Raw genomic sequence first — 20448 nt, 5'->3', positions numbered from 1 at the left:
AGGAGCTAACATGAAAACACCCTCACAACCTCCCGCGATTTACTACATCGTGGGGTTGCAAATCTGGGAATACTTCAGCTTTTACGGCATGCGCGCTTTACTCATCCTCTATCTCACTCATCAACTGCGCTTTGATGACGGCCACGCCATCAGCCTGTTCAGCGCTTACGCCTCACTGGTTTATGTCACGCCAATCTTTGGCGGCTGGCTGGCAGACCGCTTTCTCGGCAACCGTATGGCGGTCATCTCCGGCGCGCTAATGATGACCCTGGGTCATATCGTACTCGGCTGCGCACCTGACTCGCTGTCTGGCCTTTACCTGGCGCTGGCTATCATTATCTGCGGATACGGCTTATTTAAATCTAATATCAGCTGCCTGCTGGGCGAGCTTTACACGCCGGACGATCGGCGGCGGGACGGCGGCTTTTCGCTAATGTATGCCGCCGGCAACCTGGGGTCGGTTATTTCACCGATTGCATGCGGCCTGGTGGCGCAGCGCTATGGCTGGCATCCCGGCTTCACTCTGGCCGGCATCGGCATGGCACTCGGCCTGCTGATTTTTTTAACCGGGCAGCGCCATTTCCGCCATACCGCCGGGATAAATAAAACCGGACTGCGGGCAATCAACGTTGTCTTTCCCTGCTGGATATGGCTGACGCTGGCGTTACTGAGCGCGCCCTTTTTTTTTGTGGCCCTGCTGAAATACCATCTGACGGGCTATCTGCTGCTGCTGGTCAGCCTCGGCGCCGCGTTGTTGATCGTAAAAATGATGCTTTCCGCCCCGGAACATCGCCGCGAACTATGGCAGATCGTTGCGCTGATGGCGGTTGGTATGCTGTTCTGGGTGCTGGCACAGCAAGGGGGCAGCTCCATTAGTCTGTTTATCGACCGCTTCGTTAATCGCCGCTGGCTGGGTATTGAAATCCCAACCGCGCTATTTCAGTCAGTAAACGCTATCGCCATCATTGTTGCTGGCGCACTGCTCGGATGGCTGATGCGCTCGTCCAGCCCCCGGAGTAATGGCCCGGCTGTATGGATCAAATTTATATTTGGCCTGCTGCTGATGGGCTGCGGATTTATGCTGCTGGCATATAACGCCCGTAACGTCGGGGCATCGGGCCAGGCGTCGATGGGCATGATGATCGCCGGGCTGTCTATCATGGGCGTCAGCGAACTGTTCATCGATCCCATCGCCATGGCCCGCATCACCAGGCTGGACATACAGGGCGTCACTGGGGTACTCACCGGCATTTATATGTTAGCGACCGGCGCACTGGCCAACTGGCTGGCTGGCGTGGTCGCAACCCGGGCGATGGCGCCCCAGCCCAATCAGACCGCCATTAGCGGTTATCAACATTTTTTTTCCCGGATGGGACTGTGGTCGCTGGCGCTGGTGGCTATCGTCGCCGTCATCATTGCCGCACGCTATTGTTTCAGACGCGGCAACCCTAAGGCGCAGCGGCGAGAGCAGGCGGAGAAGGTAAACGCGTCAGGCGCAGCCAGTTAGCGCTGGCGAACTTACTCTGCCCCTCTTCATCAAGCCCGCACTGTTGGATAAAGCGACGCGCATCGCCGCCCGGCCGGTACTGGTAAGGATAATCGGTAGAGAACAACAGCCGATCTTCGCCAACGATACTGGCGGCGCGCGCCAGATAGTGCGGCAGAAACATGCCGCTGGCGGTGACGTAAAGATTATGGTGAAAATAGTGCGCAACCTCATGCTCCAGTCCGGAAACCCGGTTAAGGGCCGTCAGTCGTTCGTAAAAGAACAGAACCACCTCCCCCCAATGGCCGAGAATAATTTGCAGCCCTGGCATGGCGTCAAAATGCCCCGCCAGCAACAGGCGAATAAACTGCATACCGGCATCGTAATGCCACCCCAGACCGTAGGACGCTAACACCGCGTCGATCTCGCTGTTAAAGCCGGCGTAGTAAGCATCACGCACCGGCTGCGCAGGGGTTCTCGGATGCAGCAGTAGCGGCACCGCCAGGCTATGCGCTACCTGAAAAATCGGCAGCAGCTCTGAGGCATCGAGATTCTTATCGCCCACCCGACCGCATAGCATGGCGCCTTTAAAGCCGAGTGTGTTAACGCAGCGCTCGAACTCCAGCGCGGCCTGTTCCGGCGATGAAACTGCCAGCGTCGCCAGCCCCTGAAAACGACCGGGATAGCGGGCCGCCGCTTCAGCCATCGCGTCATTAGCACGTTGGGCGATAGCAATACTCTGCGATCCAAGGTCGTGCAAGGCAGGCGTCGTCAACGACAGCACCTGCACATCCACCCCGCTTTCATCCATCAGCGCAATGCGCTCATCGGCCAGTTCCAGCAGCCGACGATCAATATCCGCCGAATGAGAGCGCACGCCGGGGTCGATTAAATCCAGCCCGGCCTGCTGCCAGGCACGCTGGGTTTCTGCGGTGAGGAAATGCTCCTCAATAGCAATCACTTTCATCGCGCTTTCCTTTACCAGGGCACGGTGCGACCGAGATAATCAAGATACTCAAGCCCCGGCCGCTGCCATTTATCCAACAGCACCTTCACCAGGCTGGGGATGGTTTCTTCAATGGTCAGCGGCGCATCCGCCCCGCCCAGCTCGGTTTTAATCCAGCCCGGTGCCACGGTAACCAACGCTCTGTCGCTGTCAGACTGACGAACAGCGAAGCTACGCATAAACATATTCAGCGCCGCTTTACTGCCGCGATACAGTTCGCGCTGGCCGTTCAGATTGTTGGCAATACTGCCCTGCCCGGAGGACATCACGCCGATAAGACCCTTGTTGGCGACATACTTCTCCAGTCGTTCAATCACCCGCATTGGCGACAACGCGTTGGTCAGCATCACCTGCATAAATTCGTCAGTAGATACCTCACCGATGGTCTGGCTCGGATCTCTGTTGGTGGTGCCGGCGTTGACAAACAGCATGTCGAATGCCGAACCGGTCATGCGGTCATGCAGCGTCTCAAGCTGCTGAGGCAGGCAAATATCCAGGGTTTCAATCGTCAGCCGATCGGGATAGCTCTCCGCCAGCTGATGCAGCGGCGTTTTTTGACCACCGGCGCGCACGGTGCCAGTAACCCTCCAGCCGTGTTGTAAAAACTCCGCCGCCAGCGCGTGACCAAGGCCGCGCGAGGCGCCGACGATGAGAATATGTTTAACGCTGTTGTCAGGTGCCATAGGTTTAATCTCCGCGAATATGCAGCCTTAAGCGTTTTTGCCGGCCGCTTTTTAAGCAATATAATCGGCATAGTGAGAGGGCGGAAGACGCAGCACTTGCATTAATACATTGCATCAGACGCCATGTATCAGGTGCGGGCCGCGCGGAATAACGCTCAAGGGGAGATTTGCTGCTCGATTGCGGCTTTATCTATTACCGACTGCACGGCAATGATCCTGTCGTTTTGCAGCTGATAAAATACATTCTCGGCAAATGACAGGCGCCGTCCGTTAATATCCAGTCCTAAAAACTGCTTAGAGGGCGTGCAGTTAAACGCCAGTCTGGCGGCGATCAGCGGCGGTTCGCAGACCAGCGTTTCCACCACAAAACGCAGGTCGGGGATATCCTGAAAATCTTTTATCAGCATCGCCCGGTAGCCCGCCAGCCCTAGCGGACGCTGATTGTGGCGCACCTCCGGCGCAACATATTGTCCCAGCGCATCCCAGTTCTGCTGGTTCAGGCAGGCGATATATCCATGGTAGAAGCGGCGTAGATCCATGACGATTCCTTATGCAGAGAGTAAACCCGGAGCGTTAACTTTAACCGCCATATAAGTGTAGACAACCGGCCACTGTGGGCCGGTATCAGACAGCAAGCTTCAGGCGTTAAAACCGCCATCAACCGTAATCGCTGAGCCGGTCAGGTAGCTGGCCGCCGGACTGGCAAGAAACGCCACGGTCGCGCCGATTTCGTCCGGTGTGCCGTAGCGACCAAGCGCCGTCAGACGCCGATTTTCTTCAGCAAACTCACCGCCGCTGGCCGGATTCATATCGGTATCAACCGGACCAGGCTGCAGCAGGTTTACCGTTATCCCTTTTGGACCCAGATCGCGCGCTAACCCGCGAGTAAAAGAAAGGAGTGCCGATTTCGTCAGCGCATACATAGTCAGGCCCGGCTGGGGAACGCGCTCAGCGGTGCTCGATCCGGTGGTAATAATGCGTCCTCCCTGTCCCAGATGAGGAATAGCCGCGCGTGAAGCCAGTATCGCCGAGCGGATATTAACATTGAGCAACGCATCAATATCGGCAAGGCTGAGCTCGTCCAGTCCGCCAAGGCGAGCGATACCAGCATTGTTGACCAGAATATCCAGGCCGCCAAGCTGGTTAACCGCCTGCTCGACCGAGCGCTGCACCGCTTCGGCATCGGCGCTGTCGGCCTGAATGGCAAATCCACGCCGGCCGGTCTTTTCAATCGCCCTGACCACCCCGGCGGCGCGATCGGCCGCATGTTCGTAGGTGATTGCCACATCAGCGCCCTTTTTCGCCAGCGCCAGCGCGATGCCGGCGCCAATGCCGCGTGAAGCGCCGGTCACCAGCGCACGTTTACCTTGTAGTTCGTTCATGGTGCTTCTCCTCATTTAGCTTGCGGGGGTATCCTGATCGACTCTGACGATCAGCTTGCCGCGATTACGACCATCAAATAAACGCATAAAAGCGTCCGGGATATTTTCAAAGCCATCAACCAACTCTTCGCTGTATTTGATCTTGCCCTGCGCGACCAGCGGAGCGACTTCGGCAAGGAAATCCGGGTAGCAGGCAAAGTGATCGGGAACGGCGAATCCGTGAATTTCAATGAAGCGATAAAGAAACGATTTCAGCAGCTCCGGCAGGCGGTTGGGGCCAGCGGCGGCGCCAGGAAAGTCATACTGGGCGATGGTGCCGCAGATAACGATGCGGGCATGGAGATTAAAAAAGGGCATCAGCGCTTCGAACATATCGCCGCCGACATTATCGAACAAGGCATCCAGCCCCTGCGGCAGCGCCAGCGCCAATCGTTCGGCAAAGTCAGGCGATTTGTAGTCAACGGCGTCATCCAGTCCCAGCTGTTCGCGCAGATAGTTTACCTTTTCGGCACCGCCGGCAATGCCGACCACCCGCAGGCCGTCCCGCTTCGCCAGCTGAGCCGCCAGCGAGCCTACCGATCCTGCCGCCGCAGTCACCACCAGGGTGCCGCCGGGTTTCGCATTAAGAAATTTACGCATACCGACCCAGGCGGTCAGGCCGGTATGGCCCAGAACCCCCAGGGCCGCTGTTAGCGGAGCGCCTTGCAGCGCCACTTTTTGCAGGTCGCTGCCATCAGACAGGCCATACTCCTGCCAGCCTGACCAGCTGATCACCCGATCGCCTGGCGCAAAATCGGCGTTTTTACTTTGTTCAACCACGGCTACGGTCGGGCCGGGCATCGGCTGTCCTAACTCGACAGGCGGCAGCTCGCTGGAGGCGTTACCCATCAAATTGCGCTGATACGGATCGATAGAAATCAGCTGATTACGAAATAAAACCTCGCCATCCTGTGGAGCAGATAGCGGCCGCTGCGTTAGCTGAAAATCACTCAGTTTCGCTTTCCCCTGCGGGCGAGCGGCAATCACAAACTGCCGGTTTAAACTGGAAGCCATTTCATTTTCCTGGTTAGTGAGTCTGGTTGTCGCAGGCAGGACGCCTTTACGGTCGTCGTGGCAGCTTAATTTGCCGCGTCAAAACATTATGTAGTGATCGACACAGAAATGCTAAAAGGCTTGCAGAAAGCTGTCAATGGGTTTATATAACGTTCGATGCAGAAATCAGAAAACACGGCACTGACCGCTAAATCAGCCTCATCGCAGCCACGCGGTCGCCCACGGGCATTTGACCGGCAAGCGGCGCTGGCAAAAGCAACCCGTCTGTTCTGGCAGAAGGGCTATGAGGCCACCTCGATATCCGATCTCACCAAAGCCATGGGGATCGGATCCCCCAGCCTGTACGCCGCATTTGGCTCAAAGGAAATGCTGTACGTTGAGGCGCTGGATTATTATCGCACCCGCTATGACGCGCTGGTGTGGCGCGGTTTTTTTGCCGCCGACAGCGCACGTGAGGCGGTAGAATGCCTGCTGACAGACTCAGCCCTGACTTTAACCGGCGACGTTTGCGATATTCCCAACGGCTGCATGGTGACCCTTTCGGCGGCAGGCAGCGAGGGGCATCCCCTGCTAGGCGATATTGTGCGCACCGCCAGATCAATGACCTTTGAGCGGTTGAAAACACGCCTGCAGCAGGCCGTTGAACAAGGAGAAATTCCCGCCGATAGCGATATTCCGGCGCTGGCCCGCTTCGTTCAGACGCTGCAAAACGGCATGTCGATTCTGGCGCGCGACGGCGTCAGCAGCGCCGAGCTCCGCGGCATGGTGCAGGTGGCGATGGCCGGCTGGGATAACCTGATGGGGGGGCCGTCTGGCGCCACGGCCCTTTGAATCCGGACGCGGGGGTTATCCCTCCCTGCCTGCCCGACTTATTTCACCTACGGTGGGTTGTTCCGCCGGGCAGGCGGGTGGTTTATTTCACCCATGGTGGGTTGTTCCGTTCGCCTGCGCGGCGAGTGGCTTATTTGCCCGCCGCTGCGGGCGACCGGCAAGGGGCCATCAAACGTCATGGCCCCTTGACCCCGGACTTCCGGCAGTTTCTGCGTGGCTGCGCCCTTCCCTCACGCATGTAGCCCGCCGTACGGGCCGTTCGCGATGCGTTCCCGACGCAGCGCTTACTTTCGCCGCCTCCCTGCGGCTCACCCTGGCGGGCTTCATTCGCTCGGCGCAGAAAAGCCTGTTGGTACAGGGTTGCTGAAACGGCATCCGTTTTTAATCGATAACGGCGTTATGACGGGTGGCTGATTTCTTCACCTACGGTGGGTTGTTCCGCCTGGCAGGCGGGTGGCTTATTTCACCTGCGGTGAAGTATTCCGTTCGCCTGTGCGGCGAGTGGCATATTTGCCCGCCGCTGCGGGCGACCGGCAAGGGGCCATCAAACGTCATGGTCCCTTGACCCCGGACTTCCGGCAGTTTCTGCGTGGCTGCGCCCTTCCCTCACGCATGTAGCCCGCCGTACGGGCCGTTCGCGATGCGTTCCCGACGCAGCGCTTACTTTCGCCGCCTCCCTGCGGCTCACCCTGGCGGGCTTCATTCGTTCGGCGCAGAAAAGCCTGTTGATACAGGTTTGTGGGAAACGGCATCCGTTTTTTATTAAAAAGCAAAAGACAGGTTACCGGTATTCAGTCCGGCGCAGACTTGGTTTTTTTACTAAAGCGATGAAGAAGTTTACGGGGGAGGAGAAGGCCCGGCTGATTTCAGCAGGCTCGCGGCCAGGGATGGCTGTGCGTCAGGCCACACGGACGTGCTTGTGCCGGTGCGGAAAGCTGACGGGCCTTCTGCGACCTGGGGACCGGGCATGCAACAATGAGGGTCTGCCGTTTGCACGCCATCATCACACGGACGTGCTTGCGCCGGTGCGGAAAGCTGACGGGCCTTCTGCGACCGGCGCGGCGTACTCACAGCAGAGCATCGCGTAGTACGCGGGAATAAAGCCTTTAGCGGCTCAGGCGCTCTTTTTCTGTACCTGATAGCCGCCGCTTGCCAGAGGCTTGAGCATCGGCAGGCAGTCAATTAGCCTTTGCGTGTAAGACTGGGTCGGCGCATCCAGTACATCATTGCTCCACCCGCTCTCAATAATTATCCCCTTATCCATCACCATAATGCGATCGGCGATCTGCTCTACCGCCCCTAAATCATGGGTGATAAACAAACAGGCAAACTGATAGCTTTCCTGCAAACTTTTCAACAAAACGAGGATCTGCTTTTGCACCGTCATATCCAGAGCTGACGTCGGCTCATCGGCGACGATAAACAGCGGTCGACGGATAATGGCGCGGGCAATGGCCACCCGCTGGCGCTGCCCGCCGGACAGCTGGTGCGGGTAGCGGTTAAGGAACAGTTCGCCCAGCCCCACTTCGTTAATCACTTCACGCACCCTGGCACTGCGGGCGCTTTTGTTCATGGTATCAACCAGTAGCAGCGGCTCTTCGAGGATCTGGCTTATCTGCATGCGCGGGTTGAGCGATGAGAACGGATCCTGCTGAATCATCTGGCACTGCCGGCGCCAGTCTCTGGCGAGCGCTTTACCTTTGGTGTTGACATTCAGGCCGCGAAAAAGCATCTCCCCGCTGCTGGCCGCCAGCGTGCCGGCGATCAGCTTACCCAACGTAGTTTTGCCCGACCCGCTGGCGCCGACCAGCGCGACGGTTTCGCCGCTGCGCACGTTGAAGCTGACATCTTTCACCGCGTGGGTGCTTTGCGCAAAGCGAAACCAGGCTTTACGACCGTGGTAATGAATATTGATATTCTTCAGGACAATGATACTTTCGGCGGCCAGCAGCTTTTGCCGGTCAGGCGCCGGTTTTCTTACCGGCAAGGCTTCAAGCAGCCGGCGCGTGTAGGGATGCTGTGGACTTGCCAGTAGCTCAACGGTTTTGTTTTGCTCAACGATTTCACCGTTTTCCATCACCATAATGCGTGAAGCGTAATTCGCCACCATCGACAGATCGTGGCTAATCAGGATCACCGCACTGCCTTTCTGCGCGGTTAATGCCAGCATCAGCTCCATCACTTCGTGCTGCACCAGCACGTCGAGCGCGGTGGTTGGCTCATCAGCAATGATCAGCTTCGGTTCCAGCAGCATCACCGAGGCGATCATCACGCGCTGGCGCATACCGCCGGAAAACTCATGGGGATATTTGCCGAGCAGGTTTTCCGCCTGCATTAACCCCACCCGCTCCAGCATGGCAATGATCTTTGCGCGCCGCGCCTGCTGGCTCAGGTCAGTATGTAATACCAGCCCCTCTTCCAGCTGCTGACCGATGGTCAACGCCGGATTTAACGAGGTCATCGGCTCCTGAAATATCATACCGATGCCCGCCCCGCGCAGCATCCGACACTGCTCCGGGCTGAGATGATTAATATCCTGGCCGTCAAAGGTCATGCTGACGGCCTCGGCGCTGACGCTCACCGGCAGTAAATCGATCAGCGAGCGCATCGCCAGCGTTTTACCGCTGCCCGACTCGCCCACGACGGCCAGCACTTCGCGCTCTTGTAGCTCGAAGCTAATGCCTTTTACCACGTCACGGTCCGCAACGCTGACCCTGAGCTGATTGACGCTTAATAATGGGGCGTTATTCATCATTGCATCCTCGGGTCCAGATAGTCTCGCAGCGCATCGCCAAGCAAATTAACCCCCAGCAGCGCCAGAGAAATACAGGCGCCGGGCAGCAAAGCCAGCCAGGGCGCCTGCGCCAGATAAGTACGGCTGGCGGCCAGCATATTTCCCCAGGTCGGTTCCGGCGGCGGTACGCCGAGTCCAAGAAAGGAGAGCGCACTTTCGGCTATCAGCACCCATCCCAGCATTGAGGTTGCCAGTACCGTCAGCGGTGCGATGCAGTTAGGCAGCACGTGGCGGCGCAGAATGGTCAGCTCGTTATGACCAATCACCCGCGAAGCGGTAACAAACTCGGCTTCGCGCAGCCCCATCACCGTACCGCGCATAATACGGATCACCGCCGGGGTGTAAGCCAGCCCGAGGGCAAACACGATGCCGTAACGATTATTACCAACGATGCTCAGCAGCCCCAGCGCCAGCAGAATGCCCGGAAACGCCAGCAGAGTGTCGGTAATCATCATAATGATGCGGTCGGTGATGCCGCGCAGATAGCCGCTGATCAGCCCGAAAGTAATCCCCAGCACCAGCGCAAAGGCAACGGTGGTTAACGAAATTGAGAGGCTGGCGCTGGCGCCGGCCAGCAGTCGACTCATAACATCGCGACCAAACTCATCGGTGCCGAACCAGTGCCCGGCTTCGGGACCTTGCAGGCGGGCCAAAATATTAATCCGTCCCGGATCGTAAGGCGTCCAGATAAAACCGATCAGCCCTGCCAGCGCCACGATAGCGATCAAAACGCCGCCGACCAGGGCATTCGGCGCAAGGGTTATTTTTCTTCTGATCATGCGGTTACCCTCGGATTAAACAGCGGATACAGCGCATCGACGGTCAGGTTTATCAACACGTAAAGCGCGGCGATAAACAGCATGCAGCCCTGGATAACCGGATAGTCGCGGGCATAAATCGCATCGACCAGCAGCCGCCCTAAACCCGGCAGGCTAAATACGGTTTCTGTCACCGCGACGCCGCTCAGCAAGTGGCCCATGGTCAGGCCGATCAGCGTCCAGGTCGGGCCAAAAGCGTTAGGGAACACGTGCCGCGACAGCACGGTTCGCTCGCGCAGCCCCTTGGCACGGGCGTGTGAGACATAATCCAGCCGCAGCACTTCGAGGGTGCTGGCGCGCATCATCCGCACCAGCGCACCGACCTCCACCAGCACCAGCGTGGCGACCGGCATCAGCAGATAAAGCATGCCTTTTTCAAAGTTATCAGCGACCGAAACGTAACCCACCACCGGTAGCCAGCCGAGTTGCAGGCCGAAAGCCATCAGGATCAGCAGCCCCATCCAGAAGCTGGGAATCGACAACAGCAGGGTCGCCGCGGTCACCACGCCGATATCCAGTCGGGAGTTCTGTTTCCATGCGGCCAGCATGCCTGCGGGCACCGCCAGCAGCGACGCGATAACAATGGCCGCCAGCACGACGCTCAGCGTCACACTAAAGCGCTGCAGGATCAGCGGTAACACCGCCTGGCCATTTTGAATCGAATGGCCAAAGTCACCCTGGAAGATATGACTGAACCAAATAACAAACTGGCTGACCAGGCTTTGATCTAATCCCATGGTATGGCGCAGGTCGGCCAGGGTCTGTTCCGATGCCATATCGCCAAGCATCAGCAACGCGGGGTCGCCCGGCACCATTCTGGTGAGTAAAAACACCAGAATCATCACCAGAAACAGCGTCGGTATGGCGGTCAGAATCCGCGTACACAGAAACTGAAACATATTTACCCCTCACCCTTTCAGGATTTTTCGACGTTCCACAGCCTTGCCGAAGCGGCCAGCCAAGCTTTGTAACCGGTAATGGACTTGCGATGCGCAACGATGTCGAGGCCGGGGTAGAACACAATCAGCGGCGTCTGCTCGATCATCAGCTTATGCAGTTGATCGGTCAGCGACTGGATCTTTTGCTGATCGTCCGTTTCGCCGAGCTGATCGGTCAGGGCGATAGCCTGAGGATCGCCCCAGACTTTGCGCGACTGTTTGCTCTTATCGCCGACGATTTGTTCAAACGCCAGCGCCGGGTTAAAGCGCGCGGAGTAAGTAAAGGTCATCATCTGGTAGCGACCGGCCTGATAGCGCTCAAGCTGCGTGGCCCATTCCATGGTGGAAACTTTGGCGTTGATGCCGGCAGCCTGCAGCATCGCCTGGATGATAATCGCCATGTCGTAGCTGGGAACGGTCGAGCGCTTATTGGCGATAATATCGATCGTCTCGCCTTTATAGTTGGCTTCTTTCAGCAGCTGAGCAACGCGGGCGGGATCGTATTTATAGCCCTGCTTTTCTGCGTCTTTATAAAAGGCGGAAGCGGTGGAAATATTCGAGTTGGAGGCTTTCGCCATCCCCTGGCTGGTGCCGGTGGCAATCTGTTCACTGTCCAGAGCCGAGGCAATGGCCAGACGCATTTTGGGATTCTTCAACAGCGGGTCATTGGTCTGAATCAGCAGGACGTGTCGCTGGGCATTTGGCGCCACTTCCAGCTTGATATCAGGATTTTTTTTCAGATCGCTACCGTCAATCGGACTGACCTGCGCCAGGTCCACGGCGCCGGAAACCAGCCCGGCTTTTACCGTGGCGGCATCAGGCACGACCATAAACCGGACTTCATCAACCAGCGCTTTCTTACCGCCGACGAAGCCGTCCGGCTGGCCCGGTCGCGCGCTGTACTGATCGAAGCGCTTCAGGGAGACATATTCCCCGTGCTTCCATTGCGCAAAGGTGAAGGGACCGGTGCCGACAGGTTTCAACCACTTGCCGTCCGGGCCGACAGATTTCGGGCTGACAATCGCTGTTTGGCCGCAGTCGTTACGGGCCAGGGTGTCGAGAAACAGCGCCGCCGGTTTTTCCAGCGTCATCACCACGGTGTAATCATCCGGCGCGCTGACGTTGGTAACGTGAATCAAGCCGCTGCCGTCAAACTCATGCACGCAGCGCCACTGCGTTTTAGGATCGTTCCAGTGCTGCCAGCTCCAAACCACGTCTTTTGCCGTCAGACTGTCGCCGTTATGAAACTTGACGCCATGACGCAGGTGGAAGATGTAGCTTTTACCGCCGTCGCCCACGTCCCATTTATCGGCCAGCATTGGCCCGACCGTGCCATCCTCGCGATAACCTACCAGTCCCTCAACAACGTGATTCAGCACATCATCCGTGTTGCCGTCGCGGTTTACCCCCGGCTGATCGCTGCGGATATCCTGATTAAGTGCAAAATTAATTACTTTACTGTCAGCGGCCTGCAGCTGGGTGGAGCCAAGCAGCGAAAGCGTTGCCAGCGCGCCAGATATTATCTTTTTCATAGTAACCCTCATTAATCACAGTTGAGCGTATAGCGCGTGAAAACCTTGTTGAGCGCCGGAAGGGGCACGGCATCCATAACCCCATCTGCCGGCGTCATGACGATCATGGCGACGGTGGCAGACAGGTCGCTGTTAAATCCCGGGCGTGGCGGACGGCATACCGAGTAAGGCGTGCCAAAATCATCGAAAAAGGCGTTTTTTAAATCTTGCTGATTAAGCTTATCTTTCTGGTTGAGTAATTCAGTCACCCGCCAGCGGCGGTAAAGAGTATCCGGCGAGGTTGAAATCCCCTCTTCGCGGATTTTGGCCAGCGCCGCTGCCGTTACCCAGTTATTGGCGTGCACCAGCAGACCGTTTTCGGGATACAGGGTGAAACTCTCGTCCGGCGCACATTCGAAGTTAATCGCCACCCCCTCTTTATGGCTGAGCATCATGTTGTTGGAGCAGGATTTGGGCGTGCTCGCCACCGCGCGCAGCGCCAGAGCGAAATGCTGCTGCTCCAGCGCCTTGCGCCGAATCAGCGACAGCGGCACGCCGCGCTGGCGATAGTCGCGCTCGCAGCGCAGGTAGTTGGCGGTAATCGCGATGCCGGCGCTGTTCATACCGCTGCGCGCCAGTCCACCGGCTTCAACAAAGGTCAGGATATCAGGACCGTCATCGCGGGCGATTTTGACCACCACCGAGGTTTCTGCGCACTCGGCGCGCCAGTCCCAGTTCTGCCCGTGGATCAGCTTGCCGCTCTCGCTGCGCTGCGGCAGGATCAGCGCTCCGGTGCAGCCATCTTTGATTGATTCGTCATGCACGTCGTCCTGCTCTTTCTGCCGTCTGGCCTGCGCAATGACCTCGGTACGCGCGTTAATCATCACGATAGACTCAAAGCTGACGCCCGCGCCTTCGGCAATACCGCGCATCTCTTCAACATAGGCCGGGTCGAACTGAGCAATCGCCTGGCGGAATACTTCGATAAGCTGATGACGCTGATCGCCGCTAACCCCCAGCGTTTCCAGCTGGTCACCGTAGATAGCCACGCTGGCGTGAATACGATCCTTTGCCTGCTCACCGTACTGGCAGCCCCGTTCAAACGGTGAACCTGAAATTTCAATCAGGGGAAATGGCTGGGTCATTGTTTCTCTCCTGCATTGACGCGCTCAAGTACGCTAAAGAAAAAATCTTTAACCTGATCAACAACTTTAACTCCGTCATGGCCAACGTTTGGCACGATATTCTGCACGGCATTCACCCCGTGGGATCGCAGGCTGTTTAGCAAAGAGGTATTACGTTCAATGCGCGTGACGCCGGCATCGTTACAGCCCGGCAGGTAGTAACGCCCGCCAGGCCGGTGGGTGATTTCCCAGGTTTCAATGTCGACTTTGCCCACCACCAGCTGAACATAAACCTGCTTTAACGCCTCATAATTCAGCGGCTTGCCAAACAGCGCCGCAAAATTCTTAACGCCGACCCACCACTCTTTGTCTTCATCCAGCAGCGTCACGGAGCCGGGCGCGCCAATAGACACGGCCAGCACTTTCTCCGGATGAATAAACAGGAAGCGATGGACAAAGTGGCCGCCGCCTGAATAGCCAAACAGCAGAAAGCGGCCAAAATCATGATTCAGCGAGCTGCTGATTTCTTCCACCATCGCGAGCAGAATCTGGTCATAGCGCAGGTCCTGCTCGATGATGTATTTAAAACCGTGTGAGTTACCGTCACCCAGCGGGCCGACCGGAAATAGCGGCGCCAGAACAACGCAACGGTTGTAGCGCGCGAATTCAGCAAAAGCGTCGCGATACTGCACCATCGCCCGGCCGGTCCCATGCACCGCAATCAGCAGCCGGTAATCATTTTTGTTCTGGTCAAAATCTGGCGGCACATACATGCAAAACTGAAAGCGCGGGTCGTGGCGTGAAGAGAAAATGGTGGTGCTGCCGCGATAGTAAAGCTGCAGATTACGCGCCGCCTGATTATCACGCTCTTCGCCTGTTTTTTCTTTAGATTCAATTAATTCGCTCATTGGTGGCCTTGCAATAATGGGTTGCTTTATTTCTAGTCAATCACATTACCAAAATTGGCGCCAATATAATTAACAATCTATTCACAAAAGTTATGGTGTGTGTCACAATTCAAATCTGTAAGCCGCCATCAGCGGGTAAAAAATTTTCTGCCGCCAGCTGCAGGTATTAAGCTAAAATTGGTTAACTTACTGAGATACCGAAAAATATATTGCAGACGATGGGTAATGCCGATGCGGTTACGACGCTGAATCAGGAAGGTTGGCATAATGAAACAGAATAAAAGCGCGCTGAATGAGGTTGCCTCCCTGCTGGCAACAGATATCAATATGGGTAAGTTTTTACCCGGAACCTGGTTGAAACAGATCGAGCTGGCCGAGCGCTATGCATGTTCGCGCAACGATGTGCGCCGCGCACTCGACCAGCTGGTGATCGAACGGCTGGTACAGCACGTACCGAATCGCGGCTACCACGTTTACCGGCTTGATGAAAAGCAGCGCAATAATATTTCTGAAATCAGGGCGATTCTGGAATCCGCCGTCGCGAAAGATATCATTGAAAACATCACCGCTGCGGAATTTAGCGCACTGGAAGCCTGCGCGCAGCTGTTTGATAACCACGTCTACCACGGTAGCGTGCTACAGCTTTTTGAGGCCAATATAAAGTTTCATCACGCGCTGCTTAAGCCTTGCTCGAATAAGGATTTGATCGAGCTGATTTTCGATATTCGCAGCCGCGTTCCTTCTGCCGCCATCGGCCAGTGGAAATCCCACGCAAGAATATTAAAATCTTCCGCTGAACACTTTGCCATCGTAGAAGCCATCAGGCTGAAAGACGCCGCTCTGTTAGAAGCGCGGATAAAAGAGCATATCCTGCAGGTTGAAGACCGCCAGGGCAGCGGAGTTTAAGCGCCGTCCGGCTACCGGCGCTGCTTTGCTGCCAGCGCCTGGGTTTGCCGCTGGCGCTATGACAGCCCGGCGCTTTGCTTTGCTCAATCGTCCGTACCTCCTCCCCCCCTTTCCTTTCGCTTTTCGTTCTCTTTCTTTGCTGATTTTCGCCTTCCGGTGCGCAGTCTGCCCTTAACCACATCGCTGAAAGGCGCTGAGGTGAATTCCGACTGACTCAGCGCTGGCAGTAAGCCGTCTTGTGCTTTCGTTTTGCGCCGTGCGCCCTTCGCCTCTGAGCAAAAAGTTTCTTTTGCTTTCATTTAAACTGTGCACAGGATCACTATCTTTCACTATCATTTTTTAATCCTATGACAGGCCGATTGCTATTTTCTATTTCTTTCGTTATGTTCAATCAAAGTTAAATCGAAATGAAACGAAAGACAAAGAAATATTAAGAGGCGAACATGACGGATTTATCAGGGCTTATTGCCAGACATAAGCAGGGAGAACGCGTTGGCATCACTTCGGTGTGTTCGGCGCATCCGTGGGCTATCGAGGCGGCAATGCGCTTTGCCATTGAGCGCAACGATTTGCTGCTGGTCGAAGCCACATCGAACCAGGTCGATCAGGAAGGCGGTTACACCGGCATGACGCCACAGGATTTTCACCAGCGTCTGCTCGAACAAGCCAAAACGCTGGCATTCGACCCGGCGCGATTGATCCTTGGCGGCGATCATCTTGGTCCCAATCGCTGGCAGCACCTGCCAGCAGAGCAGGCGATGGAAAAAGCAGACGTGCTGGTTGCATGCTATGTGGCCGCCGGCTTTAGCAAAATCCATCTTGATTGCAGTATGTCCTGCGCGGGCGACCCGCAGCCGCTAAGCGATGAAATCGTCGCCGGACGCGCGGCCAGGCTGGCGAAAGTGTGTGAACAAACCAGCCAGGAGCATTTTGGCCAGCGGAATCTGGTGTACGTTATCGGCACCGAAGTGCCGGTGCCCGGCGGCGCGCAGGAGTCGCTGGATGAACTGCAGGTCACCGAGGTTGCGGCGGCGCGCGCGACCATCGAGGCGCATCGTCAGGCATTTGCCAGCCAACAGCTGGAAGATATCTGGCCGCGAGTTATTGGCCTTGTGGTTCAACCGGGCGTTGAATTTTCGCATGATGAGGTGGTTGATTTTATCCCGGAGAAAGCGCGCTCGCTCAGCCAGTTCATCAATGACTACCCACACATGGTGTTTGAAGCCCATTCAACGGACTACCAGACCCCACAGGCGTATCGCGCGCTGGTTGACGGCCATTTTGCCATTCTGAAAGTTGGCCCTGCCCTGACCTTTGCCCTGCGTGAAGCGCTGTATGCGCTGGAGAATATCGAACGCGAGCTGCTGCCCGCCGGGCAGTGCAGCAATCTGCGCGCCTGCCTTGAACAAACCATGGTGGCACAGCCAAATTTCTGGCAGAAATATTATGCCGGTAACGATCGCCAACAGCACTTCTCACGTCATTATAGCTATTCCGATCGCCTGCGTTATTACTGGCCTGACAAGCAGGTGCAGGCGGCGGTCGATCGCTTGCTGACTAATCTTGCCGACGAGGAAATTCCGCTGCCGTTATTAAGCCAGTATTTGCCGCAGCAGTACCTGCGCGTACGCCAGCAGCAGCTTGCCAACGAACCACAGGCCCTGGTACGCGATCGGATAACCGACGTATTGCGCGACTATGCCGCAGCCTGTCATTGAGAGACTTTGGGAGATGATGCAATGATTTTTCTTGGTGTGGATGGCGGCGGAACTAAAACGGCATTCGTGCTGATCACCAGCGACGGCGAAGTGCTGGCAAGGCATGAATCGGCAACCTGTTACTACCTTGGCGTCGGCATGGATAAAGCCCGGGAAACCGTACTCAAAGGAATTGAAGAAACCTGTCGCCGGGCGGGGATCACCCCGGCGGATATAACGTACACCTTTCTTGGCCTGCCGGCGTACGGTGAAGTGTCTGCGGATGTCGCCCGTCTGGACGCCATACCCCAGGCGCTGCTGAGCACGGAGCGTTACCGCTGCGACAACGACATGATCTGCGGCTGGGCCGCCAGCCTCGGCTGCCAGGATGGCATTAACATCGTTTCTGGCACCGGCTCGATCGCCTATGGCGAACTGCGCGGCCGCAAGGCGCGCTGCGGCGGCTGGGGCGAGCTGTTCAGCGACGAAGGCAGCGCTTACTGGATCGGCTGTCAGGCACTGAACCTGTTTTCACGCATGGCGGATGGCCGCCTGACGAAAGATATCCTCTACGATTTGATACATGAGCACTACCCCTGCGGCAACGATCTGGATATCTGCGATCTGGTGTTTAACCAGTGGCAGGGAGAACGCGGCAAAATCGCGTCACTGGCCCAGCTGGCCTGCGAAGCGGCAACCGGCGGCGATAAAAAAACCCGCGAAATATTTTTTCAGGCGGCCCATGAGCTGGCGCTGATGGTCGATACCCTGAGATCGTCACTGGGATTCGCCGCCAATGAGAATATCCGCGTCTCTTATTCCGGCGGCGTATTCAAAGGCAATGACATTATTCTGGAAGCCTTTGCCTACGAATTATCAAAGCTGAACGGCAATTATCATATTTCTCTGCCTGAATATCCCCCAAGCCTGGGGGCAGCAATATACGCGGCAAAATTAAATGGTACGCCACTTTCCGGACAGGCGTTAAAACAACTGACAGTACATGGGGGTTGATGTGAATAATAAAAGCTGGATTGTTTACACCTTTATGGTGGTCGTTACCTGGGGCGTGTGGGGCGCGTTTAGCGCCTGGCCAACAACGCATTACGGCTACCCGGATCAGTGGATATATATTATCTGGTCGCTAACCATGCTGATTCCCTGCTATTTCGCCCTGCGTGGCCAGCGTTTTGACTTCTCCGGTAAAGCTATTTTTTATGGCTGTCTGATTGGCTTCACCGGCGCCGGTGGGCAGCTGCTGCTGTTTAAAACGCTGGCGATGGGCGCGCCGGCTTACCTGGTGTTCCCGATTATCTCTATTTCGCCGGCGATTACCGTCATCATGTCGCTGGCATTGCTGAAAGAACGGGTAAATAAACTGGGGTCGATTGGCGTCGTGCTGGCACTGCTGTCGATTGTGACCTTCAGCATCAGCAGTAGCGACGGGCAGCAAGCTAACGGCCTGCTGTGGCTGGTCTATTCGGTGCTTATCTGCGTTGCCTGGGGCGTGCAGGCGTTCTTTATGAAACAGGCGGCCAATCAGGGCGTTCACGACAGCTCCATCTTTGGCTATATGACCCTGACCGGCATCATTTTAGCGCCGGTAGCCTGGTTAATGCTGGCGGACAAAGGGGCCTCTTATCCGCTGATGGCGACCCTCTCCACGGCGTTTATTCAGCTGCTGAACGCCGTTGGCGCGCTCTGCCTGGTGATGGCGCTGTCGCGCGGTAAAGCAACGATTATCGCCCCATGCACCAATGCGCTGGCGCCGGTTCTGACTGCGGTTCTTTCGCTGATTATCTATCAGTCAATGCCGGGGTTCTGGGCATTTATCGGCATCGTGCTGGCCATTAGCGGCTCGACAATGATGGTGTATTCAGAGGAAAAAATTAACGCTGTAAAAGCGACTGCCGCACTCTGATTTAATAGTTAGCGAAAACATTTTATTTACTGTGCCTGCACAGGGAGCCGTTACGTACCTGCATACCTCTGGAGAATAAAGCAAATGAAACTCTGCCACGCAATGTTCTTTATTGCGCTATACAGCGGAATAGCAATTTCAGGAAATGCAGGCGGCGAATCTACTGATAAAAACGGCGAGAAATACTCGCCGAAGATATTAGCCGAGACGCCGCCGATGGGATGGTCAAGCTGGAACTATTATGGCGACAGAATTAATGAAAAAATAATCATCGACACCATCGATAACATGGTCTCATCCGGATTACGCGATGCCGGTTATATCTATGTCAATATTGATGACGGCTGGCAAAAATATAAGGGTTCACGCGCCGACCATCCGCTGGTCTTTGATGAGAAGAAGTTTCCGCGTGGCATCAAATACCTGGCGGATTATGCGCATGCAAAAGGGATGAAGCTGGGTATTTATAGCGGGCCGGGCAATACCACCTGTGCAGGCTATACCGGCTCGCAGGGCAACGAAAAAGCGGACGCGAAGATGTTTGCTTCCTGGGGAGTCGACCATCTGAAATACGACTCCTGCTGCAGCCACCAGCAGGCCAGCCAGAAGGTGTTAAAGCAGGTATTCGGCGATATGTCGCAAGCGCTACAGGCCAGCGGCCGGCCGGTGGTGTTTCACGCCTGTCATTGCGGCTGGCAGAACATCTGGCAGTGGGGAAACAGCGTTGGTGCCAACCAGTGGCGTATTGGCCAGGATATCAGCGATGACTTCAACTATCCGGGCAATCGCGAAGGCTACTATTTCGACGTGCTGGATATGATCGATCGCGGTGTCGGCCTGGAGCAGTACAGCGGTAAAGGGCACTGGAACGATTACGACATGCTGATAATTGGCCTGCATGGTCACTCGAAAGAGCTGGTCGGCACCGGCGCCTCCGATACGGAATATCGTACCCATTTCAGCATGTGGTCGATTCTCAGCTCGCCGCTGCTGATAGGCGCCAGTCTCGACAATCTGACCAAAGAGGATCTGGATACGCTGAAGAATAAGGAGATAATCGCGCTGAATCAGGATGCGCTGGGCTTACAGGCTAAACGCTACGTCAGTAACGGCGACCTGCAGATCTTCGCCAAGCCGCTGGCTGACGGTTCCTGGGCGGTGGCATTACTTAATCGCTCCGGCCAGACGGCACACATGACGCTTAACTTTCATCAGGATCTCGACCTGCCCTGGACGAAAGTGATGGTACGCGACCTGTGGCAGCATAAGGACCTCGGTACCTTCGGCGATAGCTATCAGGCGGAAGTGCAGTCCCACGAAGCGAAAATGCTGGTTATCCGCAGCGGCTGGTGATACATCGACGCGGGCTAAGGTTCTTTTACCAGAAACT

Annotated in this window: 19 protein-coding genes; 8 read left to right on the top strand and 11 right to left on the bottom strand. The window is 56.3% G+C overall.

Annotated elements, in window-relative coordinates; genetic code table 11:
* The first annotated feature begins 10 nt into the window (after nt 1-10).
* Nucleotides 11-1507: a POT-type proton-dependent oligopeptide transporter gene (locus BTJ39_RS01980; protein ID WP_078000976.1), complete on the top strand. Its 1497-nt coding sequence runs from the start codon at nt 11-13 to the stop codon at nt 1505-1507.
* On the opposite strand, the gene BTJ39_RS01975 is transcribed toward BTJ39_RS01980, so the two are convergent.
* The 5 genes from BTJ39_RS01975 to BTJ39_RS01955 form a co-directional block, all read right to left on the bottom strand.
* Nucleotides 1449-2453, bottom strand: coding sequence for an amidohydrolase family protein (locus tag BTJ39_RS01975; protein ID WP_078000975.1), 1005 nt, complete (start codon nt 2451-2453; stop codon nt 1449-1451). The genes BTJ39_RS01980 and BTJ39_RS01975 overlap by 59 nt on opposite strands.
* Nucleotides 2454-2464: 11 nt before the next feature.
* Nucleotides 2465-3175 (bottom strand): SDR family NAD(P)-dependent oxidoreductase, encoded by a 711-nt coding sequence (locus tag BTJ39_RS01970; protein WP_078000974.1) that lies wholly within the window; start codon nt 3173-3175, stop codon nt 2465-2467.
* A 155-nt stretch (nt 3176-3330) separates the two neighbouring features.
* Entirely contained in the window at nt 3331-3714 is a 384-nt protein-coding gene (locus BTJ39_RS01965) for an ester cyclase (protein ID WP_078000973.1), read from the bottom strand.
* A gap of 99 nt (nt 3715-3813) precedes the next feature.
* Nucleotides 3814-4557 (bottom strand): SDR family NAD(P)-dependent oxidoreductase, encoded by a 744-nt coding sequence (locus tag BTJ39_RS01960; protein ID WP_078000972.1) that lies wholly within the window; start codon nt 4555-4557, stop codon nt 3814-3816.
* A gap of 15 nt (nt 4558-4572) precedes the next feature.
* Complete coding sequence (locus BTJ39_RS01955) at nt 4573-5610, bottom strand: NADP-dependent oxidoreductase (protein ID WP_078000971.1); 1038 nt, start codon at nt 5608-5610, stop codon at nt 4573-4575.
* 156 nt (nt 5611-5766) lie between these two features.
* Between BTJ39_RS01955 and BTJ39_RS01950 the strand changes: the two genes are divergently transcribed.
* Both BTJ39_RS01950 and BTJ39_RS24750 read left to right on the top strand, forming a co-directional pair.
* Nucleotides 5767-6441, top strand: coding sequence for a TetR/AcrR family transcriptional regulator (locus BTJ39_RS01950; RefSeq protein ID WP_078000970.1), 675 nt, complete (start codon nt 5767-5769; stop codon nt 6439-6441).
* Between the two features lie 406 nt (nt 6442-6847).
* A complete protein-coding gene (locus BTJ39_RS24750) occupies nt 6848-7006 on the top strand; it encodes a hypothetical protein (RefSeq protein WP_176110173.1) in 159 nt (52 codons plus the stop codon).
* Nucleotides 7007-7555: 549 nt separating this feature from the next.
* Here the strand turns inward: BTJ39_RS24750 and BTJ39_RS01945 are convergent.
* From BTJ39_RS01945 to BTJ39_RS01920, 6 genes are read right to left on the bottom strand one after another with little or no spacing between them, the layout of a single operon-like run.
* A complete protein-coding gene (locus tag BTJ39_RS01945; RefSeq protein ID WP_198412925.1) occupies nt 7556-9196 on the bottom strand; it encodes a dipeptide ABC transporter ATP-binding protein in 1641 nt (546 codons plus the stop codon).
* A complete protein-coding gene (locus tag BTJ39_RS01940; protein ID WP_078000968.1) occupies nt 9193-10014 on the bottom strand; it encodes an ABC transporter permease in 822 nt (273 codons plus the stop codon). Before BTJ39_RS01940 ends, BTJ39_RS01945 begins: the two co-directional genes overlap by 4 nt.
* Nucleotides 10011-10952: an ABC transporter permease gene (locus BTJ39_RS01935; protein WP_078000967.1), complete on the bottom strand. Its 942-nt coding sequence runs from the start codon at nt 10950-10952 to the stop codon at nt 10011-10013. Before BTJ39_RS01935 ends, BTJ39_RS01940 begins: the two co-directional genes overlap by 4 nt.
* A gap of 17 nt (nt 10953-10969) precedes the next feature.
* The gene (locus BTJ39_RS01930) at nt 10970-12523 is read right to left on the bottom strand and encodes an ABC transporter substrate-binding protein (protein ID WP_078000966.1); all 1554 of its coding nucleotides are present in this window, start codon (nt 12521-12523) and stop codon (nt 10970-10972) included.
* Nucleotides 12524-12534: 11 nt separating this feature from the next.
* Nucleotides 12535-13647: a C45 family autoproteolytic acyltransferase/hydrolase gene (locus tag BTJ39_RS01925; protein ID WP_078000965.1), complete on the bottom strand. Its 1113-nt coding sequence runs from the start codon at nt 13645-13647 to the stop codon at nt 12535-12537.
* On the bottom strand, nt 13644-14534 hold the full coding sequence (locus BTJ39_RS01920) for an alpha/beta hydrolase family protein (protein ID WP_078000964.1): 891 nt from the start codon (nt 14532-14534) through the stop codon (nt 13644-13646). Before BTJ39_RS01920 ends, BTJ39_RS01925 begins: the two co-directional genes overlap by 4 nt.
* Before the next feature lie 267 nt (nt 14535-14801).
* Between BTJ39_RS01920 and BTJ39_RS01915 the strand changes: the two genes are divergently transcribed.
* The 5 genes from BTJ39_RS01915 (at nt 14802) to BTJ39_RS01895 (ending at nt 20411) form a co-directional block, all read left to right on the top strand.
* Complete coding sequence (locus BTJ39_RS01915) at nt 14802-15440, top strand: GntR family transcriptional regulator (RefSeq protein ID WP_078000963.1); 639 nt, start codon at nt 14802-14804, stop codon at nt 15438-15440.
* A gap of 443 nt (nt 15441-15883) precedes the next feature.
* Entirely contained in the window at nt 15884-17158 is a 1275-nt protein-coding gene (gene kbaZ, locus BTJ39_RS01910) for a tagatose-bisphosphate aldolase subunit KbaZ (RefSeq protein ID WP_078000962.1), read from the top strand.
* A gap of 21 nt (nt 17159-17179) precedes the next feature.
* Entirely contained in the window at nt 17180-18151 is a 972-nt protein-coding gene (locus BTJ39_RS01905) for an N-acetylglucosamine kinase (protein WP_078000961.1), read from the top strand.
* 1 nt (nt 18152) lies between these two features.
* Entirely contained in the window at nt 18153-19058 is a 906-nt protein-coding gene (locus tag BTJ39_RS01900; RefSeq protein WP_241825849.1) for a DMT family transporter, read from the top strand.
* An 84-nt stretch (nt 19059-19142) separates the two neighbouring features.
* A complete protein-coding gene (locus BTJ39_RS01895) occupies nt 19143-20411 on the top strand; it encodes a glycoside hydrolase family 27 protein (protein ID WP_078000959.1) in 1269 nt (422 codons plus the stop codon).
* The last annotated feature ends 37 nt before the right edge of the window (nt 20412-20448 follow it).

The sequence above is a fragment of the Izhakiella australiensis genome (assembly GCF_002006995.1).
Classification (GTDB): Bacteria; Pseudomonadota; Gammaproteobacteria; order Enterobacterales; family Enterobacteriaceae; genus Izhakiella; species Izhakiella australiensis.
Note: the sequence above shows the minus strand (reverse complement) of the source record. Positions and strands in the feature narration are given on the sequence as shown.

Excerpts from the sequence above, each read along its gene's own strand:
- BTJ39_RS01905 (WP_078000961.1), top strand. The coding sequence starts at position 17,180 with ATGATTTTTCTTGGTGTGGATGGCGGCGGAACTAAAACGGCATTCGTG.
- BTJ39_RS01920 (WP_078000964.1), bottom strand. The coding sequence starts at position 14,534 with ATGAGCGAATTAATTGAATCTAAAGAAAAAACAGGCGAAGAGCGTGAT.
- BTJ39_RS01965 (WP_078000973.1), bottom strand. The coding sequence starts at position 3,714 with ATGGATCTACGCCGCTTCTACCATGGATATATCGCCTGCCTGAACCAG.
- kbaZ (WP_078000962.1), top strand. The coding sequence starts at position 15,884 with ATGACGGATTTATCAGGGCTTATTGCCAGACATAAGCAGGGAGAACGC.
- BTJ39_RS01955 (WP_078000971.1), bottom strand. The coding sequence starts at position 5,610 with ATGGCTTCCAGTTTAAACCGGCAGTTTGTGATTGCCGCTCGCCCGCAG.
- BTJ39_RS01975 (WP_078000975.1), bottom strand. The coding sequence starts at position 2,453 with ATGAAAGTGATTGCTATTGAGGAGCATTTCCTCACCGCAGAAACCCAG.
- BTJ39_RS01915 (WP_078000963.1), top strand. The coding sequence starts at position 14,802 with ATGAAACAGAATAAAAGCGCGCTGAATGAGGTTGCCTCCCTGCTGGCA.
- BTJ39_RS01970 (WP_078000974.1), bottom strand. The coding sequence starts at position 3,175 with ATGGCACCTGACAACAGCGTTAAACATATTCTCATCGTCGGCGCCTCG.
- BTJ39_RS01950 (WP_078000970.1), top strand. The coding sequence starts at position 5,767 with ATGCAGAAATCAGAAAACACGGCACTGACCGCTAAATCAGCCTCATCG.
- BTJ39_RS01945 (WP_198412925.1), bottom strand. The coding sequence starts at position 9,196 with ATGATGAATAACGCCCCATTATTAAGCGTCAATCAGCTCAGGGTCAGC.
- BTJ39_RS01960 (WP_078000972.1), bottom strand. The coding sequence starts at position 4,557 with ATGAACGAACTACAAGGTAAACGTGCGCTGGTGACCGGCGCTTCACGC.
- BTJ39_RS01980 (WP_078000976.1), top strand. The coding sequence starts at position 11 with ATGAAAACACCCTCACAACCTCCCGCGATTTACTACATCGTGGGGTTG.
- BTJ39_RS01935 (WP_078000967.1), bottom strand. The coding sequence starts at position 10,952 with ATGTTTCAGTTTCTGTGTACGCGGATTCTGACCGCCATACCGACGCTG.
- BTJ39_RS01925 (WP_078000965.1), bottom strand. The coding sequence starts at position 13,647 with ATGACCCAGCCATTTCCCCTGATTGAAATTTCAGGTTCACCGTTTGAA.
- BTJ39_RS01895 (WP_078000959.1), top strand. The coding sequence starts at position 19,143 with ATGAAACTCTGCCACGCAATGTTCTTTATTGCGCTATACAGCGGAATA.
- BTJ39_RS01930 (WP_078000966.1), bottom strand. The coding sequence starts at position 12,523 with ATGAAAAAGATAATATCTGGCGCGCTGGCAACGCTTTCGCTGCTTGGC.
- BTJ39_RS01940 (WP_078000968.1), bottom strand. The coding sequence starts at position 10,014 with ATGATCAGAAGAAAAATAACCCTTGCGCCGAATGCCCTGGTCGGCGGC.